This is a genomic window from Streptomyces sp. NPDC051740 (assembly GCF_044453165.1).
GTDB lineage: Bacteria > Actinomycetota > Actinomycetes > Streptomycetales > Streptomycetaceae > Streptomyces > Streptomyces atrovirens.
Window position 1 is genome coordinate 187,793 of sequence record NZ_JBITCL010000005.1, and the last position, 24,533, is coordinate 212,325.

Here is a 24,533-nt window from a genome sequence, read left to right on the forward strand (position 1 = left end):
GGTGAAGGTCTGTCCATGCGTAGCCCAAGCATGCGGAAGGACCCGGAGCATGAGCACGCAGACGTCCGGCCTGGCGATCGAGACCGCGGGCCTGGTCAAGACCTTCGGTGGGACACGGGCCGTCGACGGCGTCGATCTCGCCGTACCGGCCGGCACGGTGTACGGGGTCCTCGGACCGAACGGCGCCGGCAAGACCACCACCGTGAAGATGCTCGCCACCCTCCTGCGTCCCGACGGCGGCGAAGCCCATGTCTTCGGTCACGACATCGTGCGCGAGGCCGACGAGGTGCGCGGCCGGGTGAGCCTCACCGGCCAGTACGCGTCCGTGGACGAGGACCTCACCGGCACCGAGAACCTGGTCCTGCTGGGCCGGCTCCTCGGCCACCGCAAGCCCGCCGCCCGCACCCGCGCCGCCCAGCTCCTGGAGGCCTTCGGGCTCACGGACGCGGCCGGGAAGCAGGTCAAGCACTACTCCGGTGGCATGCGGCGCCGTATCGACATCGCCGCGTCCATCCTCAACACCCCCGACCTGCTGTTCCTCGACGAGCCGACGACCGGCCTGGACCCGCGCAGCCGCAACCAGGTGTGGGACATCGTGCGCGCGGTCGTCGCCCAGGGCACGACGGTGCTGCTGACCACGCAGTACCTGGACGAGGCCGACCAGCTGGCGTCCCGGATCGCCGTCATCGACCGCGGCAAGGTGATCGCCGAGGGCACCAAGGGCGAGCTGAAGGCGTCCGTCGGCGCCGGGTCCGTACATCTGCGGCTGCGGGACGCCGAGCAGCGGCCGCTCGCCGCCGACCTGCTGCGCCGCGCCCTCGACGCGCGGGTGCAGCCCGAGCCCGACCCGGTGGCGCTGACCGCCCGTCTCGCCGCGGCCGCGAGCCACGACACGGCCGCCGAGCAGGCCGCCCGCGCGCTGAGCGAACTGGCCCGCGCCGGTGTCACCGTCGACAACTTCTCGCTCGGCCAGCCCAGCCTGGACGAGGTGTTCCTGGCCCTCACCGGCCACGACACGCGCGTGTCCGGCGCATCCGGCGCATCCGACGCATCCGGCCAGGACGGCTCCCACGACCCGAAGGACGAGGTGGCGGCATGAGCACCACGACGACCACCGAGAGCGCCGAACTCGCCCCGGTGCGCACCGACTCCCTCACCGAACTGCTGGTCGCCGAGGAGCGCCCGCCACGGCCCAGCGCCTGGTCGGCCTCGCTGACCTTCGGCTGGCGGGCGATCCTGAAGATCAAGCACGTGCCGGAGCAGCTCTTCGACGTGACGGCGTTCCCGATCATGATGGTGCTGATGTACACGTACCTGTTCGGCGGGGCGCTGGCCGGGTCGCCGAAGGAGTACATCCAGTTCCTGCTGCCGGGGATCCTGGTGATGTCGGTCGTGATGATCACCATGTACACCGGGGTATCGGTCAACACGGACATCGAGAAGGGCGTCTTCGACCGGTTCCGCAGCCTGCCGATCTGGCGGCCGTCGACGATGGTCGGCTATCTGCTCGGCGACGCCCTGCGCTACACCATCGCGTCCGTCGTGATGCTGACCGTCGGCATGGTCCTCGGCTACCGCGCCGACGGCGGGGTCCCCGGAGTGCTCGCCGGGATCGCGCTGCTGGTGCTGTTCTCCTTCGCCTTCTCCTGGATCTGGACCATGTTCGGGCTGATGCTGCGCACCGAGAAGTCGGTGATGGGCGTCAGCATGATGGTGATCTTCCCGCTCACCTTCCTGTCCAACGTCTTCGTCGACCCGCGCACCATGCCCGGCTGGCTCCAGGCGTTCGTCAACAACAGCCCCGTCACCCACCTGGCGTCCGCGGTGCGCGGACTGATGGCGGGCGACTGGCCGGCCGACGAGGTCGCCTGGACGCTGGGCTGGGCCGGACTGTTCGTGGTGGTCTTCGGGCCGGTCACGATGCGGCTGTACAACCGGAAGTAGGCGGCGCCCGGAAGCAGACGGCCTCAGCCGCGGAACGGGCGGACGTCGGGCGCGATCTGTGTGCCCGGCGTCGCCCGCACGATCGTGATCAGCCGGTCCGTCAGCTCCAGCGTCCCGACGTCCCGGTCGTCGTAGCCGAGCACCCGGTGCCCGCGTACGACACTCACCACCAGGTCGCCGATCTCGCGGGGCGTCTTGCCCACCTCGACCTTTATGACCGGCCGCTCCACGATGTCGAGCCCGGAGCCCTGCTGGATCAGGTCCTCCATGACCATGCCGGCCGAGGGGCTGAGCACGGACAGCCCGAGCAGCCGCCCGGCCGCGCTGGCGCTGGTGATGACCGCGTCGGCGCCCGACTGCTTCAGCAGCGGGGCGTTCTCCTCCTCGCGCACCGCGGCCACGATCTTCGCGCCCCGGTTGATCTGCCGGGCCGTCAGCGTCACGAGGACGGCCGTGTCGTCGCGCTGTGTCGCGATGATGATCTGCCGTGCCCGCTGCACCTCGGCCCGCTTCAGCACCTCGCTGCGCGTGGCGTCCCCTATGACACCCGCGTAGCCGTCCGCCGTGGCCGCTTCGATCGCCTTCGCGCTGGGGTCGACGACCACGACCTGCTCCTTCCGGAGCCCGGTCGCGCAGACGGTCTTGATCGCGGACCTGCCCTTGGTGCCGAACCCGACGACGACGGTGTGATCGCGCAACGCGGACCTCCAGCGGTTCAGTCGCCACTCCTCCCGCGTGCGTTCGGTGAGGGCCTCGAGGGTGGTGCCGACCAGGATGATCAGGAACAGCACACGCAGCGGCGTGATGACGAAGATGTTGGTGAGCCGGGCGCTGTCGCTGACCGGCGTGATGTCGCCGTACCCGGTGGTGGAGAGGGTGACGGTCGCGTAGTAGAACGCGTCGAGGAGATCGAGGGTCCCGTCGGAGTTGTCGTTGTAGCCGTCGTGGTCGGCGTACACGACGATCGCCGTCACCACCAGCACCACCAGGGCCATCGACAGACGTTTGGCGACCTGGCGGACCGGATGCTCCACCAGTTTCCTCGGGAGTTTCACCCGATGGGTCACCAGGTGTTCGTCCGCCTGGCGAGCGATGGCGTCCTGGCCCGGAAGTTTCACGTGAAACACACCCCGGTTCCCCCGGACGTCCAGGGCAGGTCGAGCAGCTCCGTCTCCTGGCCGGGCCGTGCGCCGCCGGGGGGTACGACGGCGAGCGCGTCGGCCGCCGCGATACCGCGCAGCATGGCCGGGCCGTTGTAGAGCAGCGGCAGCGCCCGGTCAGCGCGCAGGGCGACCGGGACCAGCCGGGTGTCGTGCGGGTGACCCTGCACCCCGTCCCGCAGCGGCAGCGTGTACGGCTCGGGGGCGGGACGGGCCGCGAGGGTGCGCAGCAGGGGCTCGGCGAGCGTGAGCAGGCCGGAGACGGCGGCGAGGGGGTTGCCGGGCAGGCCGACGAGGTGCTGGTCGTCCTTGGTCCGGGCCAGGAGCATGGGGTGGCCGGGGCGCACCTTGACGCCGTCCACGAGGAGTTCGGCGCCGATGCGGCGCAGCGCGGGGTGCACATGGTCGACCGGGCCGGCGGCGGTGCCGCCGGTGGTGACGACGACGTCGGCGCCGGACGCCGTGATCGCCTCGTACAGCGCCTGTTCGGTGTCGCCGACCCGGCGTACGGCGGTGACCTCCGCGCCGAGTGCGCGCAGCCAGGGCGGCAGCAGCGGGCCGAGCGCGTCCCGGATCAGCCCGTCGTGCGGCAGGCCCTCGCCGAGCAGTTCGTCGCCGAGGACGAACACGTCGACGCGGGGGCGGGGGACGGCGGTGAGCGTGTCGTATCCGGCGGCGGCGGCCATGCCCAGGACGGGCGGGGTCACCGGGGTGCCCGCGGGCAGCAACTGGTCGCCGCTGCGGCACTCCTGGCCGCGGGGGCGGATGTCCTGGCCGTGGGTGACGGTGTGCGGCGGCCGGGTGGCGGCGGTGACGTGCAGCCGGCCCTTGTCGTCGGTGCGGCCGTGTTCGCTGCGGAGTACGGCGGTGGTGTCCGGGGGGATACGGGCGCCGGTGGCGATACGGACGGCCTCGCCGTCGGTGAGCGGGGTGTGCGCGGCGTGCCCGGCGAGGACGCCCTTGTCCCGTACGGACCAGGGGCCGGGGCCGGAGACCGCCCAGCCGTCCATCGCGGAGGTGTCGAAGGAGGGCAGGTCGGTGAGGGCGGTGAGGGGGGCGGCGAGGGTGAGGCCCAGGGCCGAGGCGAGGGGGACGGCGACCGGGGTCAGGTAGCCGGTACGGCCGCCGGTGCGTCCGCCGGTGCCGTGGCGCGGGGCGTCTTCGGCGATGGCGCGGGCGTCGGGCCAGGCGGTGGCGTCGTGGTGCGGGTGCATGTGGCGGGGGGTGTCCGTGGTGCCGCCGGGGTGCTTCTTCACGAGGGCGAGCGCCTCCTCGACGTCGAGGTCGTCGGCGTTCTCGTCGGCCCGGGCGGCGCGCGCGGTCATCAGGCGTCCGGGCGGGTGTCGGGGGCTTCTGGGGTGGCGTCGGGAGCCTTGGGGGTGGCGTCGGGGGTTTCCTCGTCGGCCCAGCGCAGGGCGAGCGCCGCGGCCTTGCGGGCCGCCTCGGCGACGGCCTCCCGGTCACCGCCCGCCCGTGCGGCCGCGTAGCCGACGAGGAAGGTGGTCAGCGGCGCGGCGGGCCGGGCCACCCCGTGGGCGGCGTCGCGGGCGAGGTCGAGCAGTACGCCGGTGTCGACGTCCAGGTCGATGCCCAGCTCGTCCTTGACTGCGGAGATCCATTCATCCAACACGTGTCCATGCTCCCTGATGCGTGCCCTGGCAGTGGCGATGTCGTCCCAGGTGTCGCAGTCGAAGGACGCCACCGGGTCGGAGATACGGGTGAGGTCGAGCGCGCCGGTCAGCCGGCGCAGGGGCAGCCCGGTCAGCTCGCCGTGCCGGCCGGTGAGCACGGCCAGCTCGCGGCGCAGGGGCCCGGTCCGGTACGCGGCGACGAGCGGCTGGTCCCGGCCGTCGGAGTCGGTCAGCAGCACGCCGTCGGCGGTGCCGTGCCGGAGGGGTGCCAGCAGTCCCCGCACCGTGCGGCGGTCGAGGAAGGGCAGGTCGGCGGAGAGCAGGACGACCTGGTCGGCCGTGGTGTGCCGGAGTCCGGCGGCGAGCGCGGCCAGGGGGCCGCCGCCCGGGGGTTCCTCGCGGGCCCAGATCACGGGCCGTGCGGTGGGGCGGGCGCCGGCGACGACCACCGTGGTCCGGGCGCCGCCGCAGGCCGCGAGCACCCGGTCGAGCAGCGCCCGGCCGCCCACCCGTACCCCGGGCTTGTCCGCGCCCCCGAGCCGCCGGGCGGCGCCACCGGCGAGCACGACGGCGTCGTACGCGGAGTCGGGGTCCCCGAGGGGACCGCCGGGAGGATCACCGGAGGAATCGCCGGGTGGCTGATACTCGGTCACCCTCCGAGTATGCGTGCCCCCCGCGATCACCGGGAACGCGGGGGCACCGGGACACGGTCGGAGAGGCCGGCGGCTCGAAACGGACTCACAGCGTCCGCAGCAGCACCGCCGGCTGTTCGACGCAGTCCGCCACATACCGCAGGAAGCCTCCCGCGGTGCCGCCGTCGCAGACCCGGTGGTCGAAGGTGAGCGAGAGCTGCACGACCTGCCGCACCGCCAGCTCGCCCTCGTGCACCCATGGCTTGGGGACGATGCGGCCGACGCCGAGCATGGCGGCCTCGGGGTGGTTGACGATCGGTGTGGAGCCGTCGACGCCGAACACGCCGTAGTTGTTCAACGTGAAGGTGCCACCGGTGAGTTCCGCGGGCGTCAGCGTCCCGGTCCGGGCCGCCTCGGTCAGCCGGGCGAACTCCGCCGTGAGCGACTCCGCGTCCCGCGTGTGCGCGTCCCGGACGACGGGGACGACCAGCCCCCGGTCGGTCTGCGCGGCGAAGCCGAGGTGCACGTCCGCGTACTGGACGATCTCCCTGGCCTCGGCGTCCACCGAGGAGTTGAGCTCGGGGAAGCGGGCGAGCGCGGCGGTGCAGATGCGGGCCAGCAGGGCGATGACGGATATCTTCGGCCCGCCCGCCGCGTTCATCGTGGCCCGCGTGCGCATCAGCTCGGTCGCGTCGGCGTCCACCCAGCAGGTCGCGTCGGGGATCTCGGTACGGCTGCGGGAGAGCTTGTCGGCGACGGTCCCGCGGATGCCCTTGAGGGGGACCCGGGTGACGCCCGGGGAGTCCGCGGCCGGTACCGGCACGTCCGTCCGGCCGGCCCGCGCACGCGGCTCGCCGGCCGTCGCGCCCGTACGGCCCCGGGCTGCGGCGGCACGCAGGGCGTACTCCACGTCCGCGCGGAGGATCAGCCCCTCGGGTCCGGAGCCGGTCAGCTCCCGCAGGTCCAGGCCGTTCTGCCGGGCCAGCCTGCGCACCAGGGGCGAGATCACGGGGACGGGGCCGTCCACCGCGCCCCGGGGACGGGCCTGCGCGGCGGTGGGCTGCTCGGTCCTGAGCTGTCCGTTCGCCACGGGAGTGGAAGGGGCGGAGGGTGCCGTGGGTACGGCGGGGGCCGCGGGTGTCGTCTCCGCCGGACGAACGCGGCGGCGCCGGGCCGGTGCCTCCGCGGTGCCGTAGCCGACCAGGACATTGCCGGAGCCCTCGGTGGCGGGGGTCCCGCCGCGCGCACCCTCGGATTCCGCGGGTTCTCCGGGGCCCGCGTCCCCGGCCGGGCGGCCGTCGGCCGGTTCGCCCACCGCCACCGTCAGCAGCGGAGCGCCGACGGGCAGTTCCGTGCCCTCCGCGCCGAAGCGGGCCGTGACGACACCGCCGTAGGGGCAGGGCACGTCCACCATCGCCTTGGCCGTCTCGACCTCGACGACCGGCTGGTCCACGGCGACGACGTCACCGACCTCGACCAGCCAGCGCACGATCTCCGCCTCGGTGAGCCCCTCACCGAGGTCGGGCAGCTTGAACTCCAGCACCTGTGCCATCAGCTCTCGGCCTCCCATTGCAGACGCCCCACGGCGTCCAGGATCCGGTCCACTCCGGGCAGGTGGTGGCGCTCCAGCATCGGCGGCGGGTACGGCAGGTCGAACCCGGCCACACGCAGCACCGGCGCCTCCAGGTGGTGGAAGCAGCGCTCCGTGACCCGGGCCGCGATCTCCCCGCCCGGGCCGCCGAAGCCACCCGACTCGTGGACGACGACCGCACGCCCCGTCCGCCGTACCGAGGCGCACACCGTCTCGTCGTCGAACGGCACCAGGGAGCGCAGATCGACGACTTCGAGGTCCCAGCCCTCGGCCCGGGCCGCCTCGGCCGCCTCCATGCAGACGGGTACGGACGGCCCGTACGTGATGAGCGTGGCGCTCCGCCCTGAGCGCCGCACCACCGCACGGCCTATCGGTTCAACGGCCGTCGGCGCCTGTGGGTTCCAGGAGTCCTTCGACCAGTACAGCCGCTTGGGCTCCAGGAAGACGACCGGGTCGTCTGAGGCGATGGCGGCACGCAGCAGCCCGTAGGCGTCGGCGACGGTGGCGGGCGTGACGACGTGGAGCCCCGGGGTCGCCATGTAGTACGCCTCGGAGGAGTCGCTGTGGTGCTCGACGCCGCCGATGCCGCCGCCGTAGGGGACGCGGATGGTGAGCGGCAGGGGCATCTTCCCGCGCGTGCGGTTGCGCGTCTTCGCGACGTGCGAGATCAGCTGCTCGAAGGCCGGGTAGGCGAACGCGTCGAACTGCATCTCCACGACCGGGCGCAGTCCGTACATCGCCATGCCGACGGCCGTGCCGAGGATGCCCGCCTCGGCCAGCGGCGTGTCCGTGCAGCGGTCCGCGCCGAACTCCTCGGCGAGTCCGTCGGTGACGCGGAAGACCCCGCCGAGGGTGCCGACGTCCTCGCCCATGACGTGCACGGACGGGTCGGCGGCCATGGCGTCGCGCATCGCGCGCGTGAGGGCCTGCGCCATGGTGGCCGGCTTGACGGCGACGGTGGTCATCGCTGTGTCCCTTCCGGCTCGGCCTCGGCCGCCAGCTCGGCCCGCAGCTGCTCGCGCTGCTCCAGGAGCTGGGGGGTGGGTTCGGCGTAGACGTGGGTGAAGAGGTCCAGGGGGTCGAGCTCCGGGTCCTGGTTCATGCGGGCCCTCAGATCGGCGGCCATGGTCTCGGCGTCCCGGCGGGCGGTCTCGACACCGGTCTCGTCGAGCAGTCCGCGCCCGGTCAGCTCGTGCTCCAGCAGGGCGATCGGGTCGTGCCGCTTCCAGGTCTCGACCTCGGCGTCACCGCGGTAGCGGGTCGCGTCGTCGGCGTTGGTGTGGGCCTCCACGCGGTACGTGATCGCCTCGACCAGGGTCGGACCACCGCCCGCGCGGGCGCGGCGTACGGCGTCGGCCAGGACCTCGTGCACGGCGGCGGCGTCGTTGCCGTCGACCAGGCGGCCGGGCATGCCGTAGCCGACGGCCTTGTGGGCCAGCGACGGGGCCGCGGTCTGCTTGGCGAGCGGTACGGAGATCGCGAAGCCGTTGTTCTGGACGAGGAAGACCACCGGTGCCTGCCAGACGGCGGCGAAGTTCAGCGCCTCGTGGAAGTCGCCCTCGCTGGTGCCGCCGTCGCCGACCATGGCGAGCGCGACCACGTCGTCGCCCTTGAGGCGGGCGGCGTGCGCGAGACCGACGGCGTGCGGCAGCTGGGTGGCGAGCGGGGTGCTCAGCGGGGCCACGCGGTGCTCGTGGGGGTCGTAGCCGGTGTGCCAGTCGCCGCGCAGCAGGGTGAGGGCCTCGACGGGGTCCACCCCGCGCGCGACGACGGCGAGGGTGTCGCGGTAGCTCGGGAAGAGCCAGTCCTGCTCCGCCAGGACGAGCGCGGCGGCGACCTCGCAGGCCTCCTGGCCGGTGCTGGAGGGGTAGACCGCGAGACGGCCCTGCTTGGTGAGGGCGGTGGCCTGCGCGTTGTAGCGGCGGCCCTTCACCAGCTCCGTGTACAGCCGGCGCAGCAGCTCCGGGTCGGCCTCGGCGGCCGCCTCGGTGCCGAGCACGCGGTACGGCTCCGCGTCGGGCAGCAGCGGCGCGGGGTCGGTACGGGGCTGCCAGGCGGGCGGCGGGGTCGGCCGGTAGGCCCCCCGCTGCTCCATGACCGTCATGACGGCACCTCCTCGTGGGAAGACGGAGGCGCGGCGTCTGTGACGCGCCTCACCAACCGATTGTTCGGTCGCCGGCACATTTTGGCTACGGGTGGCACCAGGCTGTGGACAAACGGTTCTCCACAACCTGAGATGGATGCAGGACGTCCACGGCGGAGAGGTGGGGGCGGGTGGCATCTGAACAAATGGCCGAGGGCCAGGAGGGGACCGGGCCGCTCGCTCCCGCGCGGCCCCTGGACGCCATCGACCAGGACATCCTGCGGATGCTCCAGGCGGACGGCCGCGCGTCGATACGCTCGGTCGCCGATCGGGTGCACGTCTCCCGCGCGAACGCGTACGCACGCATCAACCGGCTGGTCGAGGACGGTGTCATCCGCGGTTTCGGGGCCCGCGTCAACCACGAGCGGGCCGGTCACGGAACGTCCGCGTACATCACCCTGAAGATCGTCCAGAACACCTGGCGCACGGTCCGCGAGCAGCTCCGGCAGCTCCCGGGCGCCTCTCACATCGCGCTGGTGGGAGGTGACTTCGACGTACTGCTGCTGGTGCACACGCCCGACAACCGGGCGCTGCGCGAGCTGGTGCTCACCCGGCTCCAGGCGATCCCCGAGGTGCTGAGCACGCGCACCCTGCTGGTGTTCGAGGAGGAGGACCTGGAGCCGCAGGGGTGAGGTGAGGGCCCTCAGGGCGCCTTGCGCAGCCCTCCGAAGGCCAGCTGCACCACCGCGTCGGCCACATCCAGCTCGTTCATGCCGCGCCCGTCCGGCCGGTACCACTCCACGATCGAGTTGATCATGCCGAAGACCAGCCGGGTCACCAGGCGCACCTCTATGTCCTCGCGCACGTCCCCGTCGGCCGCCGCGGCCTTCAGCAGCGCCGCCACCCGGTGGTCGAACTCACGCCGCCGCTCCAGCGCCCACCGCTCGGTGCCCGTGTTGCCGCGCACCCGCAGCAGCAGCGTCACGTACGGCAGCTCGGCGATCAGCACCTCGACCATGCGCCGTACGACGTACTCCAGCCGCCCGGCGGCGCGCCCCACGCGCGCGTGCTCCTCGTCGAGGATGCCGAAGAGCCCGTCCAGGGCCCGGCTCACCGCGCGGCGCAGCAGTTCCTCCTTGCCGGCCACGTGGTGGTAGATCGACGACTTGGAGATGCCGGCGGCCTTGGAGAGGTGCTCCATGGAGGTGCCGTCGTAGCCGCGCTCGTTGAACACCCGGACGGCGACGGACAGCAGCGTCTCCGGGGTGTACGTGTCGCGCCTGGCGGTGGTCACGGGGTGTCCTCCCTCTCGCGGGTGGCGCACGCGTACCGGTGGAGCGCGAGGGAGGGCGCGTAACGGCCGGACGGGTCGATCTCGTGCATTTCTTCCAGCAGGGCGCCGGCCCAACCGCGGCCGAGGCGGCGGCTCCATTCGAAGGGCCCCAGGGGGTAGTTCACACCCAGCCGCATCGCGGTGTCGATGTCCTCCTCGGTGGCGACGCCCTTGGCGGCTGCGTCGACCGCGAGGTCGATGATCCGGGCCACCGTCCGCGCGACGATCATTCCGGGGACGTCCCCGATGACGCTGACCTTCTTGCCGAGCGCCTGGAACAGTCCGGTGGCCTCGGCGACGGTCCGCGCGGAGGTGTCCTGGGCGTGGGACAGGGCGATGCGCGTGGCCGCTCGGTAGTCGAGGGCGAGGTCGAAGTAGACGACGTCGAGGAACTCGACGGAGGCCTGGCCGTCGGCGAGGACCAGCTGGCCGCCGCCGGGCAGCACCAGGCGGGTGCCCTCGTTCTCCGCCTCCTCGCGCACCTGGATCCCGGCCTCGCGGATCAGGGCGAGCAGCTCGGAGGCGGGTCCCAGGTCACCCTCGGCGACCACGTAAGCGGGCGGTTCGGCGGGCTCCGCGGTGTGCGGCTCGGGGCGCTCGGCGCCGCCGCTGTGGTCGTACCAGCCGTGCCCGGTCTTGCGGCCGAGGCGGCCGGACTCGACCAGGCGGCGCTGGGCGAGCGAGGGGGTGAAGCGCACGTCCTGGAAGAAGGACTGCCACACCGAGTGGGTGACGGACTCGTTGACGTCCTGCCCGATGAGGTCGGTCAGTTCGAAGGCGCCCATGCGGAAACCGCCGGACTCGCGCAGGACCGCGTCGATGGTGGCCGGATCGGCGCCCTGGGACTCGTACACCGCGAAGGCCTCGGCGTAGAAGGGCCGGGCGACGCGGTTGACGATGAAGCCGGGGGTGTCGGCGCAGGCGACGGGCGTCTTGCCCCAGGCGCGGGCCGTCTCGTACGCGCGCGTGGCGTACGCGATGTCGGTGGCGAAGCCGGAGACGACCTCGACGAGCGGCAGCAGCGGCGCGGGGTTGAAGAAGTGCAGGCCCACGAAGCGGCCGGGCGCGCGCAGGGCGCCGCCGATCGCGGTGACGGAGAGGGAGGAGGTGTTGGTGGCGAGCAGACAGTCGTCGGAGACGACGTCCTCCAGCGCGCGCAGCAGCTCCTGTTTGGCGTCCAGGCGCTCCAGGACGGCCTCGACGACCAGGGTGCAGTCGGCGAGCCCGGTGAGCTCGCCGACGGGCCGCAGACGGGCACGGGCCGCGTCCCGCTCGGCGGCGGTGAGGCGCTCCTTCTCCACCAGCCGGTCGAGCCGGGCGCCGATCACGTCGGCCGCCTGACGGGCCCGGCCGGGGACGGCGTCGTACAGCCGCACGGGATGGCCCGCGACCAGCGCGACCTGGGCGATTCCCTGGCCCATGGTGCCGGTGCCGACCACGGCCACGGGACTGCTGAGGTCGAGTGCTGTCATGTGCGCGATCCTCCCGCACGGGGTTTTCCACAGATGCGGCGGACCCCCTTGTCCCGACCGATCGTTCGGTTACTCTAACCCTGACCGCCCGTTCTGACTACGTTTCCGCACAGGTCCATGAGCTCGACGAAGAGTTCCTGAGACGAGGAGTTGGTCCCGCATGGCCGCCGAACCCGCGGCGCACGAGCTGATCGCCCGGCACCGTCCCACCCTGGACCAGGCACTGGAAGCGATCCGCACGCGCGCGTACTGGTCCCCGCACCCCGAGCACCCCAAGGCGTACGGGGAGCACGGCAGCCTGGACATGGCGGCGGGCAAGGCCGCCTTCGACGCCCTGCTCGGCACCCGCCTCGACCTCGGCCAGCCCGGCACGGACGGCTGGGTGGACGGCGAGACCTCCCCGTACGGCATCGAGCTGGGCGTGAGCTACCCGCACGCGGACCTCGACGAGCTGCTGCCCGCCATGAGGGCGGGGATGCGGGCCTGGCGGGACGCGGGCCCGGAGATCCGCGCGGTGGTCTGTCTGGAGATCCTCAAGCGGATCAGCGACCGGACGATGGAGTTCGCCCAGGCGGTCATGCACACCTCCGGCCAGGCGTTCATGATGGCGTTCCAGGCGGGCGGCCCCCACGCGCAGGACCGCGGCATGGAGGCGGTGGCCTACGCGTACGCGGAGCAGGTCCGCACGCCCGGCACCGCGGAGTGGACCAAGCCGCAGGGCAAGCGCGACCCGCTCGCGCTCACCAAGCGGTTCACGCCGGTCCCGCGCGGCATCGGCCTGGTCATCGGCTGCAACACCTTCCCTACGTGGAACGGCTACCCGGGCCTGTTCGCCTCCCTCGCCACCGGCAACGCGGTCCTGGTCAAGCCGCACCCCCGCGCGGTGCTGCCGCTCGCGCTCACCGTCCAGGTGGCCCGCCAGGTGCTCACCGAGGCCGGCTTCGACCCGAACCTGGTGGCGCTGGCCGCCGAGCGGCCCGGCGAGGGCATCGCCAAGACGCTGGCCACCCGCCCGGAGATCCGGATCATCGACTACACCGGCTCCACCGAGTTCGGCGACTGGCTGGAGGACAACGCCCGCCAGGCGCAGGTGTACACCGAGAAGGCCGGCGTCAACACGGTGATCGTGGAGTCGACCGGCGACTACAAGGGGATGCTGGCCAACCTGGCGTTCTCCCTGTCGCTGTACAGCGGCCAGATGTGCACCACCCCGCAGAACCTGCTGATCCCGCGCGACGGCGTCACCACCGACCAGGGCCCCAAGTCCTTCGACGAGGTCACCGCCGACCTGGCGAAGGCGGTCGACGGCCTGCTCGGCGACGACACCCGCGCGAACGCGCTGCTGGGCGCGATCGTCAACCCGGACGTGAAGGCCCGCCTGGAGGCCGCCGCCGGGCTCGGCGAGGTCGCCCTCGCCTCCCGTGAGATCGCCCACCCGGAGTTCCCGGGCGCGGTGGTGCGCACGCCGGTGATCGTGAAGCTCGACGGCGCCAAGCCGGACGCCGAGGCCGCCTACATGAGCGAGTGCTTCGGCCCGGTCTCCTTCGCCGTCGCGGTCGACTCGGCCGACGACGCGGCGGAGCTGCTGCGGCGCACGGTCCGCGAGAAGGGCGCGATGACGGTCGGCGCGTACACGACCTCCCCGGAGGTCGAGGAGACGGTCCGGGAGGTCTGTCTGGAGGAGGCCGCCCAGCTCTCCCTGAACCTCACCGGCGGGGTGTACGTCAACCAGACGGCCGCCTTCTCCGACTTCCACGGCTCCGGCGGCAACCCGGCGGCCAACGCGGCCCTGTGCGACGGCGCGTTCGTGGCCAACCGGTTCCGGGTGGTCGAGGTGCGCCGGGAGGCGTAGGAGGCCGTTTCAGGAGGGCGCGCCCCCGGTGGCGCTCCAGTGGTACAGCGTCATGGCCACACTGGTCGCGAGGTTGTAGCTGGAGACCTGGGGGCGCATCGGCAGCGCCACCAGGTGGTCGGCCCGCGCGCGGAGCTCCGCCGACAGTCCGCTGCGCTCGGAGCCGAAGGCGAGCAGCGCGTCGTCCGGGAGCTTCAGCGAGCGGATGTCCTCGCCCTCCGGGTCGAGCGCGAAGACCGGTCCGGGCGGCAGCTCCTCCACGGGCAGCCGTTCCACGGCGGTGGCGAAGTGCAGCCCCGCCCCGCCGCGTACGACGGTGGGGTGCCAGGGGTCGAGCGTGCCGGTGGTGACGACCCCGGTCGCCCCGAAACCGGCGGTCAGCCGGATCACCGCGCCCGTGTTGCCGAGGTTGCGCGGGTTGTCCAGGACCACCACGGGGGCGGTGCGCGGGGTGTGCGCCAGCTTCTCGAGGTTGCCCGCGCGGGAGGGTCGTACGGCCAGGGCGGCCACGGCGGTGGGATGCGGGCGCGGCACGAGAGCGGCGTACGTCTCGTGGGGCACCTCGGTCAGCAGCTCCGCCAGCGCCTCCCGCACGTCCCCGGCCAGCTCGTCGGCTAGGGCGAGCGCACCGGCCCGGTCCGCGGTGAGCGCCACCGGGACCTCGGCCCCGAAGCGCACGGCGTGCTTGAGGGCGTGGAAGCCGTCGAGCAGCACGGCGGTGCCGGCCAGGCGGTGCCAGGCGGAGACGGGGCCGGCCGGGGTCTCGGGAGCGGGGTCGGTCATGGCGTGCAGCCTACGTGCGCGGGCCCGGCACTCCGCCGGGTACCGGGGCGGCCCCCGCCGGATCCTTTCCGGCCGGCCGGCCGGCCGGGGGCCGCGGCCGTGGAACCGATGCCCCGCGCGGGCGCAGCCGCCCACGCGCGCGTGCCGCGAGGTTTCCGAGGCGGCGCAGGAAGGCCGTCGGCAGGAAGACCGCGTCCGCCGCGATCATCGCCAGGGAGAAGAAGGGCAGTCCGAGCACGACGGCGATGACCGCGTGCTCCATGATCATGAAGGCCAGCAGAACGTTCTTGACCCGCCGGTTGAACAGCGTGAACGGGAAGGCGACCTGCACGGCGACCGTCCCGTAGGTCACCAGCATCACCATCGTGCCGCTGGCCGACAGCAGGTCCGCGAGGGCCGGCCAGGGGGAGAAGTACTCCAGGTGCAGCGGGTAGTAGACGGCGGTGCCGTCCTGCCAGCGGGAGCCCTGGACCTTGTACCAGCCGGCCGTGGCGTAGATCAGACACGCCTCGGCCATGATCACCAGCAGCGCGCCGTTGTGCACGAGGTTCGCGACGACGTCCAGCAGGATCCGCGGCTGCCCGGTCTCCGCGCGGCGCCCCACCAGCCACCACAGCGCCTGCGCGAGCCATACGGTCCACAGCAGCGCCGGTATGAACCAGTCGCCGTCCATCCGGCCCGCCAGTGTCGCCGGGAGCAGCAGCAGGCCCAGCACGCCCCACAGCACCGGGCCCGTCCGGTCGCGCGGCCACTCGCCACGCGCGCGTGCCCCGGCCGCGCGGCGCGCACGGCGCGCGTCCAGGGACCAGACCCGGCCGCAGCGCGTGAACACCAGGTAGATCGACATCAGGTGCAGGACGTTGTCGCCGCCGTCCCCCATGAACACGCTGCGGTTCTGCAGCGCCAGCACACCCACCATGAACAGCACCGACATGGTGCGGGTGCGCCAGCCGAGCAGCAGCAGGAGACTCCACAGCACGGCGAGCGCGTAGACGGCCTCGAACCAGACCTGGCTGTCCGACCACAGCAGCGGCGTGAAGGCGTCGTTCGTCGCGACCAGCTGATCGGCGAGGTCCCAGCTCCAGGGTCCGTCGGGGCCGTACAGCTCCTGGCGGTGGGGGAACTCGCGCAGCAGGAACAGCAGCCAGGTCAGGCTGAAGCCGATGCGGATCACGGCGGTCTGGTAGGGGCCGAGCGCGGAGTCGGTGACACGGGCGATCGCGCGGGACAGGGCCGGCGAGCAGCGGTTCACCCCGCGCCTCCCCGGGCCTCGTCCTCGGGCAGCGACCACCAGGACAGCGTGCGGTACACGGGTGTGGTGGAGACCTTCTCCCCGCTCCACTCGGGCGGCGGCACAGGGGCGGTCCGTGAGCGGATCTGGACGCGCTCGACGGCACCGCCCGGACCGGCCGCGTCCGCGCGGTCGAGGCGCAGCACCGTGATCCGGCGCAGATACGTCTCGGACAGCGCCCCGCGCAGGCCCACCGGCCGGTTGTCGTCGTCGTGCGTGGCGACGAACAGGTCCCAGGCGCGGCGCAGCTCGTTCTGCTGGGTGTGGCTGGGCAGGAGGTTGCCGTCGATGGCGCGGCCGTCCTGTGCGGACAGGTCGTACCAGCCGGTGGTCCGCGTCCCCCCGTCCGCGGTACGGATCTCGGCACGCACCTGGACGGCGATGTCCTGCTGCAACGGGTTCGGCGCGAACAGCTTCCAGTTCTGCTCGAACTCCGGGTAGATCCAGTTCTCGACCGTCTCGCCGTGCTTCTTGCTGACCGTGTTCGCCGGCGCGACGTGCAGGAACGTCATGCCGAGGTGCGCACAGACCGCGACCGCGACGACCACGAGCGCCACCGCGGCGCCGATCTGATAGCGCAGGGAGAGCGCGGCCACCCCGGTACGGGGGCCGGCGGACGGGCCGGGGGCGGCGTGGGGGCCGGCGCCGGGATCGGCGGGGGAGTGCGGGAGGTCTTCCGGGCGGCCGGTACCGGGCGGTGGGGCTCCTGGTCCGGGGGAGCCGGCCGGGACGGCGGGCCCGGCCGGGACGGCGGGCCCGGGCAGGGCGGCGGGCCCGGGCAGGGCGGCGCCCGGTTCCGGCCCGCTCGGCCCGGCAGAGGGCCCCGCAGGGCCGTGCCGGGCGTCCGAGCCCTCGTCGTACACGTCCATTCCGCCCCGATCCCCGATCCCGGTCCGTCGCCGCGCCCTCCCGGCCACGAGAACGGCGTTCCGCCCCGCACGACCGCTCCGCCGTGTCGCACGGAACGGTACTCAGCACCGGACCCCCGAGCACAGTCCCGCCGGGATCCCGTTCCGTGGCCGTATCCACAGCGCGACCCGAGCCCCGTTGTCCACAGGTGGTCCCCGCAGGTTATCCACAGCGGTTGACACCTCGCGGCGCCCGTCTCACCATGGAATCGCACGAACCGAACGATCGGTCGGGAGCGTGCTCCGGGAAGCATCCAGTCGAGGGGGACCTCATGGCGACAGCAGCCGCCCGCGATACGGCCGGCAGCCAGGTGTACGACGCACCGGCCGGCGCCGGCGACACCGCCGGCTACGAGCGCGCCTTCGACGCGGCCGTCGCCGCCGACGAGCGGATCGAGCCGCGCGACTGGATGCCGGACGCCTACCGGGCCACGCTCGTCCGGCAGATCGCCCAGCACGCCCACTCCGAGATCATCGGCATGCAGCCGGAGGCCAACTGGATCACCCGCGCGCCCTCGCTGCGCCGCAAGGCGATCCTGATGGCCAAGGTGCAGGACGAGGCCGGGCACGGCCTGTACCTGTACAGCGCCGCCGAGACCCTCGGCACCAGCCGCGACGAGCTGCTCGACAAGCTGCACTCCGGCCGTCAGAAGTACTCCTCGATCTTCAACTACCCGACGCTGACCTGGGCGGACGTCGGCGCCATCGGCTGGCTGGTGGACGGCGCGGCGATCACCAACCAGGTGCCCCTGTGCCGCTGCTCCTACGGCCCGTACGCGCGCGCGATGGTCCGCATCTGCAAGGAGGAGTCCTTCCACCAGCGCCAGGGCTACGAGCTGCTGCTGGCCCTCAGCAAGGGCACCCCGGAGCAGCACGCGATGGCGCAGGACGCGGTGGACCGCTGGTGGTGGCCGTCGCTGATGATGTTCGGCCCGCCCGACGACGAGTCCCAGCACTCCGCGCAGTCGATGGCCTGGAAGATCAAGCGCCACTCCAACGACGAGCTGCGCCAGCGCTTCGTCGACATCTGCGTCCCCCAGGCCGAGTCGCTCGGCCTCACCCTCCCCGACCCGGACCTGAAGTGGAACGAGGAGCGCGGACACCACGACTTCGGGGCGATCGACTGGTCCGAGTTCCGGGACGTCCTCAAGGGCAACGGCCCGTGCAACGAACAGCGGCTGACCCGGCGCAGGCAGGCCCACGAGGAGGGCGCCTGGGTCAGGGAGGCCGCGGCGGCCCACGCGGCCAGGCACACGAACAGCGAGACAGGAGCTGCGCGAGCATGACCCACACCGACTGGCCCCTGTGGGAGGTCTTCGTGCGCTCGCGCCGGGGACTGTCCCACACCCACGCCGGCAGCCTGCACGCGCCGGACGCGGAGCTCGCCCTGCGCAACGCCCGCGATCTGTACACCCGGCGCGGCGAGGGCGTCTCGATCTGGGTCGTCCCGTCGTCCGCGATCACCGCCTCCTCGCCCGACGAGAAGGACCCGTTCTTCGAACCGGCCGCCGACAAGCCCTACCGGCACCCGACGTTCTACGAGATCCCCGAGGGGGTGCGGCACCTGTGACGACGACCCCCGCCGAGGACACCGCCCACGCGACGGCCGCGCTCGCCCTCGGCGACGACGCGCTGGTGCTCTCCCACCGCCTGGGCGAGTGGGCCGGCCACGCCCCCGTGCTGGAGGAGGAGGTCGCCCTCGCCAACATCGCGCTGGACCTGCTGGGCCAGGCCCGCGTGCTGCTGTCGATGGTGGGCGACGAGGACGAGCTGGCCTATCTCCGCGAGGAACGCGCCTTCCGCAACCTTCAGCTGGTGGAGCAGCCCAACGGCGACTTCGCCCACACCATCGCCCGCCAGCTGTTCTTCTCCGCCCACCAGTACCTCCTCTACGGCGAACTGGCCGCAGGGAAGGGCCCGTTCGCGCCGCTGGCCGGCAAGGCGGTCAAGGAGACCGCCTACCACCGCGACCACGCCGAGCAGTGGACGCTGCGGCTCGGCGACGGCACGGACGAGAGCCACGCGCGGACGCAGCGTGCCGTGGACGCGCTGTGGCGCCACACCGGCGAGATGTTCCAGCCCGTCGAGGGCCTGGACGTCGACTGGAGCGGCCTGGAGACGGCCTGGCTGGAGTGGGTCCCGGAGGTGCTGCGCCGGGCCACCCTCACGGTGCCCGAGGGCCCGCGCACGGGAGCGTGGACCGCCGGTGCGGGCCGTCAGGGTCTGCACACCGAGCCCTTCGGCCGGATGCTCGCCGAGATGCAGCACCTGCACCGCAGCCATCCGGGGGCGACATGGTGACCGCCCTCACCCCGCTGGAGGCCGAACTCCTGGAGCTCGCCGGCTCGGTGCCCGACCCCGAACTGCCCGTACTGACCCTGCGCGAACTGGGCGTCGTGCGCGCGGTGCACGCGCGCGGTGCGGACACCGTCGAGGTCGAGCTGACCCCCACGTACACCGGCTGCCCGGCCGTCGAGGCGATGAGCCTGGACATCGAGCGGGTGCTGCGCGAGCACGGGGTGCGCGAGGTCACCGTGCGCAGGGTGCTCGCGCCCGCCTGGTCGACCGACGACATCACGGACGAAGGGCGCCGCAAACTGCGGGAGTTCGGCATCGCCCCGCCCCGCGTACGGGCGGCCTCCGGGCCGGTCGGGGTGGAGCTGGGCCCGACGCGCACCCGTGCGACCCGGCCGGAGGACGAACCGGTGCCCGTCCGCTGCCCGCACTGCGGCTCCGCCGAGACCGAACTGCTCAGCCGTTTCTCGTCCACCGCGTGCAAGGCGCTGCGCCGCTGCCTGGCCTGCCGTGAACCGTTCGACCACTTCAAGGAGTTGTGATGGCCCGCTTCCACCGGCTCCGGGTGGCCGCGGTCGACCGGCTCACCGACGACTCCGTCGCCCTCACCCTCACCGTCCCCCCGCACCTGGCCGAGGAGTACCGGTACGCCCCCGGGCAGCACCTGGCCCTGCGGCGCGTCGCGGACGGCGAGGACATCCGGCGCACCTACTCCATCTGCTCCCCCGCACCCGACGGCGAGGCACCCAGCACCCTCCGGGTCGGCGTGCGGCTGGTCGAGGGCGGCGCCTTCTCCACGTACGCGCTCAAGGAGATCGGCCCCGGCGACGAGCTGGAGGTGATGACCCCGGCCGGCCGCTTCACGCTCCCTCCCGCGCCCGGCCGGTATGCGGCGATCGTCGGCGGCAGCGGCATCACACCGGTGCTGTCGATCGTCTCGACCCTCCTCGCGCGCGAGCCGCGGGCCCGGTTCTGCCTGATCCGCAGTGACCGGACGGCCGCCTCGACGATGTTCCTGGAGGAGGTCGCCGACCTGAAGGACCGCTACCCCGAGCGGCTCCAGCTGGTGACGGTGCTCTCCCGGGAGGAGCAGCAGGCGGGACTGCCGTCCGGACGGCTGGACCAGGAGCGGCTGACCGGGCTGCTGCCGGCCCTGCTGCCCGTGGAGCAGGTGGACGGCTGGTTCCTGTGCGGACCGTACGGCCTGGTCGAAGGAGCCGAGCGGGCGCTGCGCGGACTTGGCGTGGCGCGCTCCCGCGTCCACCAGGAGATCTTCCACGTGGACGCCGGTACGGCGACCGTCACCACGGCGCCCGCCCTCGCGCACAGCACGGTCACCGCCCGGCTCGACGGACGCGGCGGTACCTGGCCCGTCCAGGACGGCGAGTCCCTGCTGGACACGGTGCTGCGCAACCGGCCCGACGCGCCCTACGCCTGCAAGGGCGGGGTGTGCGGAACCTGCCGCGCCTTCCTCGTCTCGGGCGAGGTGCGGATGGACCGCAACTTCGCGCTGGAGTCGGAGGAGACGGAGGCGGGCTATGTCCTGGCCTGCCAGTCACATCCGGTGACGGAGCGGGTGGAGCTGGACTTCGACCGGTAGGAGCCCTCCGCTCGCTCCGGCCCGCCCCCCGCGGGCCGGGGGCCACCCCGGGGCCGCTCCAGGGGCACCTCCGGTGCCGGCCCAACCGCCCTGCGCCGCTCTCCGGTGCCGGCCCTGCGGCCGGCCGGCGCCACCGGGAGCCCGCAGGGCCGCGTCCGGCGGGCCGGGCTAGCGTGCGGGCGTCCCCGGGAAGGGTGCTACAGGACGTGCCCCGGCGCTCCGTCGTCCGTGACGACCGGGCGCCCGGCGGCCTCCCACACCTGCATGCCGCCGTCCACGTTCACGGCGTCGACGCCCTGCTGGGCCAGGTACATGGTGACCTGCGCCGACCGTCCGCCGGAACGGCAGATCACATGGACCCGGCCGTCCTGCGGGGCGGCCTCGGTCAGCTCACCGTAACGGGCCACGAACTCACTGATGGGGATGTGCAGCGCCCCTGCGGCGTGGCCGGCCTTCCACTCGTCGTCCTCGCGGACGTCCAGCAGGAAGTCGCCGTCCTCGATGTCCGCGACCCGGACCGTGGGCACACCAGCTCCAAAACTCATGCCCCCGACGCTACCCGACCGGGCGGGTCCCGGCTCAGGCCAGCAACGCCGCCAGCTCCGCCTCGCGCTCGGTCACCTGGGTCCGCAGCTGCTCGGCGATCTCCTCCAGGAGCCTGTCGGGGTCGTCCGGGGCGAGGCGGAGCATCGAGCCGATGGCGCCGTCCTCCAGTTCCCTGGCGACCAGCGTGAGCATTTCCTTGCGCCGGGCGAGCCATTCGAGGCGGGCGTAGAGCTCCTCGCCCGCGCTCGGGACGCGCTTCAGCTCCGGTCCCTTGGCCCACTCCTCGGCGAGTTCGCGCAGCTCGTCCTCGCTGCCGCGGGCGTAGGCGGCGTTGACGCGGGTGATGAACTCCTCTCGGCGCGCGCGTTCCTTGTCCTCCTGCGCCAGGTCCGGGTGGGCCTTGCGGGCGAGGTCGCGGTAGAGCTTGCGGGCCTCCTCGCTGGGCCGCACCCGCCGCGGGGGCCGGACCGGCTGGTCGGTGAGCATGGCGGTGGCCTCGGGGAAGAGGCCGTCGCCGTCCATCCAGCCGTTGAGCAGCTCCTCGACGCCGGGGATGGGCATCAGCCGGGCACGCGCCTCGTCGGCCCGGCGCCGGTCCTCGGGGTCGTCGCTGCGGGCGGCCCTGGCCTCCAGGATCCGGGCGTCCAGCTCCTCGAGCCGGGCGTACATCGGGCCGAGCTTCTGTTCGTGCAGCCGGGAGAAGTTCTCGACCTCGACGCGGAAGGTCTCCACGGCGATCTCGAACTCGATCAGCGCCTGTTCGGCCGCGCGTACGGCCTGCTCCAGCCGCTCCTCGGGCCGCGCCGCACCACCACCGCCGGGGGTCCGCTCCGCGCCGGCGCCGCCACTCTGCTCACCTTCCGAGGTCGTCACCCGGACAGCGTAGGCCACCCGGCCGGGCGGCATACCCCGCCGCGGCGGCGCACTCCCCGGTCAGAGGCGCGCGCCCGGCCCGGACGCCCGCTCACACCCCCGTCTCCGCCGCGATCCGTCCCGAGCGCACCGCGGTCACCAGGTCGGTGTGGTCGGCCTCGGTGCGGTCGGCGTAGGCCACGGCGAAGGCCGCCACGGCCTCGTCCAGTTCGTCGTTCTTGCCGCAGTACCCGGCGATGCGGCGGGGGTCCGCGCTGTGGGAGTGGGCGCGGGCCAGCAGGGCGCCGGTCATGCGGGCGTAGTCGTCGATCTGGTCGGCGGCCAGCGCGGCCGGGTCGACGCTGCCCTTGCGGTTGCGGAACTGGCGCACCTGGTAGGGGCGGCCGTCGACCGTCGTCCAGCCCAGCAGGTTGTCGCTTATCACCTGCATCCGCTTCTGGCCGTGGACCACCCGCCTGCCCTCGTGGCCGGCCTCGGGGGCGTCGAACCCGGCCGTCGGCAGATGCGGCACGAGTGCCGAGGGGCGGGCCTCCTTCACCTGGAGGACCAGGGGCTCGCCCCGGTGGTCGAGGAGCAGCACGACGTACGAGCGGGTGCCCACGCTGCCGGTGCCGACGACGCGGAACGCCACGTCGTGCACCGCGTGCCGGGCCAGCAGCGGGTGGCGGTCGGGCGGGAGCGTACCGAGGTACTGCTCCAGCGAGGCGGCCACTGCGGCGGCCTCGCCGTCCGGTATGCGGCGCAGGACCGGCGGCGCGTCGACGAAGCGGCGGCCGCCGTCCCCGGTCGTCTCGGTGGACTTGGCCGCGAACCGGCCGCTGGTGTTCGCGCGGGCCTTCTCGGAGACCCGCTCCAGGGTGCCCAGCAGGTCGTGGGCGTCGGTGTGGGAGACCAGTTCCTCGTCCGCGATGGCGTTCCAGGCGTCCAGTGCCGGCAGCTTGGACAGCAGCCGCATCGTGCGGCGGTAGGCGCCCACGGTGTCGTGGGCCACGGCACGGCAGGTGTCCTCGTCCGCGCCGGCCTCGCGCCCGGCGAGCACCAGGGAGGTGGCGAGCCGCTTGAGGTCCCACTCCCAGGGGCCGTGCACCGTCTCGTCGAAGTCGTTCAGGTCGATGACCAGTCCGCCGCGCGCGTCGCCGTAGAGGCCGAAATTCGCCGCATGGGCGTCGCCGCAGATCTGGGCGCCGATCCGGGTCACCGGCGTGCGGGCCAGGTCGTACGCCATGAGGCCCGCCGATCCGCGCAGAAAGGCGAACGGTGTCGCCGCCATCCTGCCCACCCGGATCGGTGCGAGCTCGGGCAGCCGGCCCCGGCTGGACTCCTCGACGGCGCTCACGGCGCCGGGACGGGAGGCGTCCGGGTCGAAGGTGGCGTGTGCCGCGCGGGGAACCTGACCGCGCAGGGCCTTGCCCTCGTCCTTGGGGCGGCCCCCGGCGGACCGCTCGGCGAATCCCGGCACCCGCGGCAGCCGCCGCACCGGGGCCGTACCGCCGGTCCCGCTCGCACCGGCAGGCTCATGAGTCCCGGACATCCCGGCAACGGCTTCGGTCACGGCGACCGCCTCCCCCGTACACATACGTGCCGTACACACGCGTCGACATCGATCGTGCCGACCGTACAGCCGGTGGCCGAAACACGTCAGACCCTGTGGACAACTCTTCCGGTGTGGAGAAGTCCGGGCCCGACCCGGTGTGGACAGGGCCCGGACCCGCCCCGGTGCTGACGAGGTCCGGATCCGACCCGGTGCGTACGAGGTCCGGATCCGACCCGGTGCGTACGAGGTCCTGGCCCTACCCGACCTCCGCCACCTCTCCAGCCGTCGGCAGCCGCCCCTCGGCGAGCAGCCGCCCGGCGCGGTCCCGGGAGATGTCCAGCCGGGCCAGCACGGCCGGAACGGCCACGCCCGGCAGCATGTGGTGGAAGAGCACGGCGACCCGGTGCTCCAGGTCCTGCCGCTGGCAGCGCAGCTGCGACATGAGCTGCACCCCGGAGAAGCTGGCGACCAGCAGTTCCGCCGTCTCCGTCGCGTCGACGTGCGGCAGCAGTTCGCCTCCCGCCTTGGCCTCGACCAGGGTCCGGGTGGTCTGGTCGATCCACATGCCGAACGCCGGAGTGCGGTCCAGCCCCAGCGCCCCCTGGTCCAGGGCCAGCCCGACGCTGGCCCGCACCAGCGGCTCGGTCCGCAGCCGCAGCGCCAGCACCAGGCCGGAGTCGACGAGTTCCTGCAGCTTGCTGGACTGGGGCGGCAGGGAGATCGCGAGCTGCTCCTCGAACACGCCGAGCGCCAGCTCCTCCTTGGAGCCGAAGTGGAAGTACAGCGCGCCCTTGGTGACCCCGGCCCGCTCCAGGATCTCCCCGATGGTCGCCGAGGTGTAGCCGCGTTCGTCGAAGACGGCCGCCGCCGCCTCCAGGATGGTCCGCCGGGTGCGGATCGCGCGCTCCTGTCGCGCCATCGGGTGCCTCCTGATCTGGGTGGATCTCGTGGGTCGCACCGTGCGGTCATCGTGAAGCTGCCGTGAAGCCGTCGTGTAGCCGCCGT

The 24,533-nt window shown here is 73.2% G+C and carries 24 protein-coding genes; 9 read left to right on the forward strand and 15 right to left on the reverse strand.

What is annotated here, in order from left to right:
* The first annotated feature begins 49 nt into the window (after window positions 1-49).
* Window positions 50-1,099: an ATP-binding cassette domain-containing protein gene (locus ACIA6T_RS10790; RefSeq protein ID WP_399446212.1), complete on the forward strand. Its 1,050-nt coding sequence runs from the start codon at window positions 50-52 to the stop codon at window positions 1,097-1,099.
* Window positions 1,096-1,944 carry an ABC transporter permease gene (locus ACIA6T_RS10795; RefSeq protein WP_399446213.1) on the forward strand — a complete coding sequence of 283 codons (849 nt, stop codon included), beginning with the start codon at window positions 1,096-1,098 and terminating at the stop codon, window positions 1,942-1,944. Before ACIA6T_RS10790 ends, ACIA6T_RS10795 begins: the two co-directional genes overlap by 4 nt.
* A gap of 23 nt (window positions 1,945-1,967) precedes the next feature.
* Here the strand turns inward: ACIA6T_RS10795 and ACIA6T_RS10800 are convergent, their stop codons facing one another.
* The 6 genes from ACIA6T_RS10800 to pdhA all read right to left on the reverse strand — a co-directional run bounded on the left by ACIA6T_RS10800 (window position 1,968) and on the right by pdhA (window position 9,062).
* Window positions 1,968-3,062, reverse strand: coding sequence for a potassium channel family protein (locus ACIA6T_RS10800; RefSeq protein WP_399446214.1), 1,095 nt, complete (start codon window positions 3,060-3,062; stop codon window positions 1,968-1,970).
* Complete coding sequence (locus ACIA6T_RS10805; RefSeq protein WP_399446215.1) at window positions 3,059-4,429, reverse strand: molybdopterin molybdotransferase MoeA; 1,371 nt, start codon at window positions 4,427-4,429, stop codon at window positions 3,059-3,061. The genes ACIA6T_RS10800 and ACIA6T_RS10805 overlap by 4 nt, the downstream gene beginning before the upstream one ends.
* Window positions 4,429-5,388, reverse strand: coding sequence for an NTP transferase domain-containing protein (locus ACIA6T_RS10810; RefSeq protein WP_399446216.1), 960 nt, complete (start codon window positions 5,386-5,388; stop codon window positions 4,429-4,431). The genes ACIA6T_RS10805 and ACIA6T_RS10810 overlap by 1 nt, the downstream gene beginning before the upstream one ends.
* A gap of 85 nt (window positions 5,389-5,473) precedes the next feature.
* The gene (locus ACIA6T_RS10815; protein ID WP_399446217.1) at window positions 5,474-6,919 is read right to left on the reverse strand and encodes a dihydrolipoamide acetyltransferase family protein; all 1,446 of its coding nucleotides are present in this window, start codon (window positions 6,917-6,919) and stop codon (window positions 5,474-5,476) included.
* On the reverse strand, window positions 6,919-7,923 hold the full coding sequence (locus ACIA6T_RS10820) for an alpha-ketoacid dehydrogenase subunit beta (RefSeq protein WP_399446218.1): 1,005 nt from the start codon (window positions 7,921-7,923) through the stop codon (window positions 6,919-6,921). The genes ACIA6T_RS10815 and ACIA6T_RS10820 overlap by 1 nt, the downstream gene beginning before the upstream one ends.
* On the reverse strand, window positions 7,920-9,062 hold the full coding sequence (gene pdhA, locus ACIA6T_RS10825) for a pyruvate dehydrogenase (acetyl-transferring) E1 component subunit alpha (protein ID WP_399446219.1): 1,143 nt from the start codon (window positions 9,060-9,062) through the stop codon (window positions 7,920-7,922). The genes ACIA6T_RS10820 and pdhA overlap by 4 nt, the downstream gene beginning before the upstream one ends.
* A 185-nt stretch (window positions 9,063-9,247) precedes the next feature.
* Here pdhA and ACIA6T_RS10830 point away from each other — a divergent pair, with 185 nt between their 5' ends.
* Window positions 9,248-9,733, forward strand: coding sequence for an Lrp/AsnC family transcriptional regulator (locus ACIA6T_RS10830; protein ID WP_399446413.1), 486 nt, complete (start codon window positions 9,248-9,250; stop codon window positions 9,731-9,733).
* Between the two features lie 11 nt (window positions 9,734-9,744).
* Here ACIA6T_RS10830 and ACIA6T_RS10835 read toward each other — a convergent pair whose 3' ends face one another.
* Window positions 9,745-10,335 carry a TetR/AcrR family transcriptional regulator gene (locus ACIA6T_RS10835; protein ID WP_399446220.1) on the reverse strand — a complete coding sequence of 197 codons (591 nt, stop codon included), beginning with the start codon at window positions 10,333-10,335 and terminating at the stop codon, window positions 9,745-9,747.
* A complete protein-coding gene (locus ACIA6T_RS10840) occupies window positions 10,332-11,846 on the reverse strand; it encodes a 3-hydroxyacyl-CoA dehydrogenase (protein WP_399446221.1) in 1,515 nt (504 codons plus the stop codon). The genes ACIA6T_RS10835 and ACIA6T_RS10840 overlap by 4 nt, the downstream gene beginning before the upstream one ends.
* Window positions 11,847-12,006: 160 nt before the next feature.
* Between ACIA6T_RS10840 and paaN the strand changes: the two genes are divergently transcribed.
* Window positions 12,007-13,698: a phenylacetic acid degradation protein PaaN gene (gene paaN / locus ACIA6T_RS10845; RefSeq protein ID WP_399446222.1), complete on the forward strand. Its 1,692-nt coding sequence runs from the start codon at window positions 12,007-12,009 to the stop codon at window positions 13,696-13,698.
* 9 nt (window positions 13,699-13,707) lie between these two features.
* Here the strand turns inward: paaN and ACIA6T_RS10850 are convergent, their stop codons facing one another.
* Genes ACIA6T_RS10850 through ACIA6T_RS10860 form a run of 3 tightly spaced genes read right to left on the reverse strand, consistent with a single transcriptional unit; the run spans window position 13,708 to window position 16,641 of the window.
* On the reverse strand, window positions 13,708-14,481 hold the full coding sequence (locus ACIA6T_RS10850) for a TrmH family RNA methyltransferase (protein WP_399446223.1): 774 nt from the start codon (window positions 14,479-14,481) through the stop codon (window positions 13,708-13,710).
* Between the two features lie 10 nt (window positions 14,482-14,491).
* Entirely contained in the window at window positions 14,492-15,733 is a 1,242-nt protein-coding gene (locus tag ACIA6T_RS10855; protein ID WP_399446224.1) for an HTTM domain-containing protein, read from the reverse strand.
* Window positions 15,730-16,641, reverse strand: coding sequence for a DUF5819 family protein (locus tag ACIA6T_RS10860; protein WP_399446225.1), 912 nt, complete (start codon window positions 16,639-16,641; stop codon window positions 15,730-15,732). The genes ACIA6T_RS10855 and ACIA6T_RS10860 overlap by 4 nt, the downstream gene beginning before the upstream one ends.
* Window positions 16,642-16,952: 311 nt before the next feature.
* Between ACIA6T_RS10860 and paaA the strand changes: the two genes are divergently transcribed.
* The 5 genes from paaA to paaE are packed head-to-tail and all read left to right on the forward strand — an operon-like array spanning window position 16,953 to window position 20,575.
* Window positions 16,953-17,966, forward strand: a complete 1,014-nt coding sequence (gene paaA / locus ACIA6T_RS10865; RefSeq protein ID WP_399446226.1) for a 1,2-phenylacetyl-CoA epoxidase subunit PaaA — start codon at window positions 16,953-16,955, stop codon at window positions 17,964-17,966.
* A complete protein-coding gene (gene paaB / locus ACIA6T_RS10870; RefSeq protein WP_030215302.1) occupies window positions 17,963-18,250 on the forward strand; it encodes a 1,2-phenylacetyl-CoA epoxidase subunit PaaB in 288 nt (95 codons plus the stop codon). Before paaA ends, paaB begins: the two co-directional genes overlap by 4 nt.
* On the forward strand, window positions 18,247-18,981 hold the full coding sequence (gene paaC / locus ACIA6T_RS10875; protein ID WP_399446227.1) for a 1,2-phenylacetyl-CoA epoxidase subunit PaaC: 735 nt from the start codon (window positions 18,247-18,249) through the stop codon (window positions 18,979-18,981). Before paaB ends, paaC begins: the two co-directional genes overlap by 4 nt.
* Entirely contained in the window at window positions 18,975-19,517 is a 543-nt protein-coding gene (gene paaD, locus ACIA6T_RS10880) for a 1,2-phenylacetyl-CoA epoxidase subunit PaaD (RefSeq protein WP_399446228.1), read from the forward strand. The genes paaC and paaD overlap by 7 nt, the downstream gene beginning before the upstream one ends.
* Entirely contained in the window at window positions 19,517-20,575 is a 1,059-nt protein-coding gene (paaE, locus tag ACIA6T_RS10885) for a 1,2-phenylacetyl-CoA epoxidase subunit PaaE (protein ID WP_399446229.1), read from the forward strand. Before paaD ends, paaE begins: the two co-directional genes overlap by 1 nt.
* Window positions 20,576-20,772: 197 nt before the next feature.
* Here the strand turns inward: paaE and ACIA6T_RS10890 are convergent, their stop codons facing one another.
* The 4 genes from ACIA6T_RS10890 to ACIA6T_RS10905 form a co-directional block, all read right to left on the reverse strand.
* The gene (locus tag ACIA6T_RS10890; protein WP_073933291.1) at window positions 20,773-21,102 is read right to left on the reverse strand and encodes a rhodanese-like domain-containing protein; all 330 of its coding nucleotides are present in this window, start codon (window positions 21,100-21,102) and stop codon (window positions 20,773-20,775) included.
* Window positions 21,103-21,154: 52 nt separating this feature from the next.
* Window positions 21,155-21,994: a J domain-containing protein gene (locus ACIA6T_RS10895; protein WP_385051153.1), complete on the reverse strand. Its 840-nt coding sequence runs from the start codon at window positions 21,992-21,994 to the stop codon at window positions 21,155-21,157.
* Between the two features lie 91 nt (window positions 21,995-22,085).
* On the reverse strand, window positions 22,086-23,525 hold the full coding sequence (locus ACIA6T_RS10900; RefSeq protein WP_399446414.1) for a DUF2252 domain-containing protein: 1,440 nt from the start codon (window positions 23,523-23,525) through the stop codon (window positions 22,086-22,088).
* Window positions 23,526-23,784: 259 nt separating this feature from the next.
* Window positions 23,785-24,447 carry a ScbR family autoregulator-binding transcription factor gene (locus tag ACIA6T_RS10905; protein ID WP_399446230.1) on the reverse strand — a complete coding sequence of 221 codons (663 nt, stop codon included), beginning with the start codon at window positions 24,445-24,447 and terminating at the stop codon, window positions 23,785-23,787.
* Window positions 24,448-24,533: the final 86 nt, after the last annotated feature.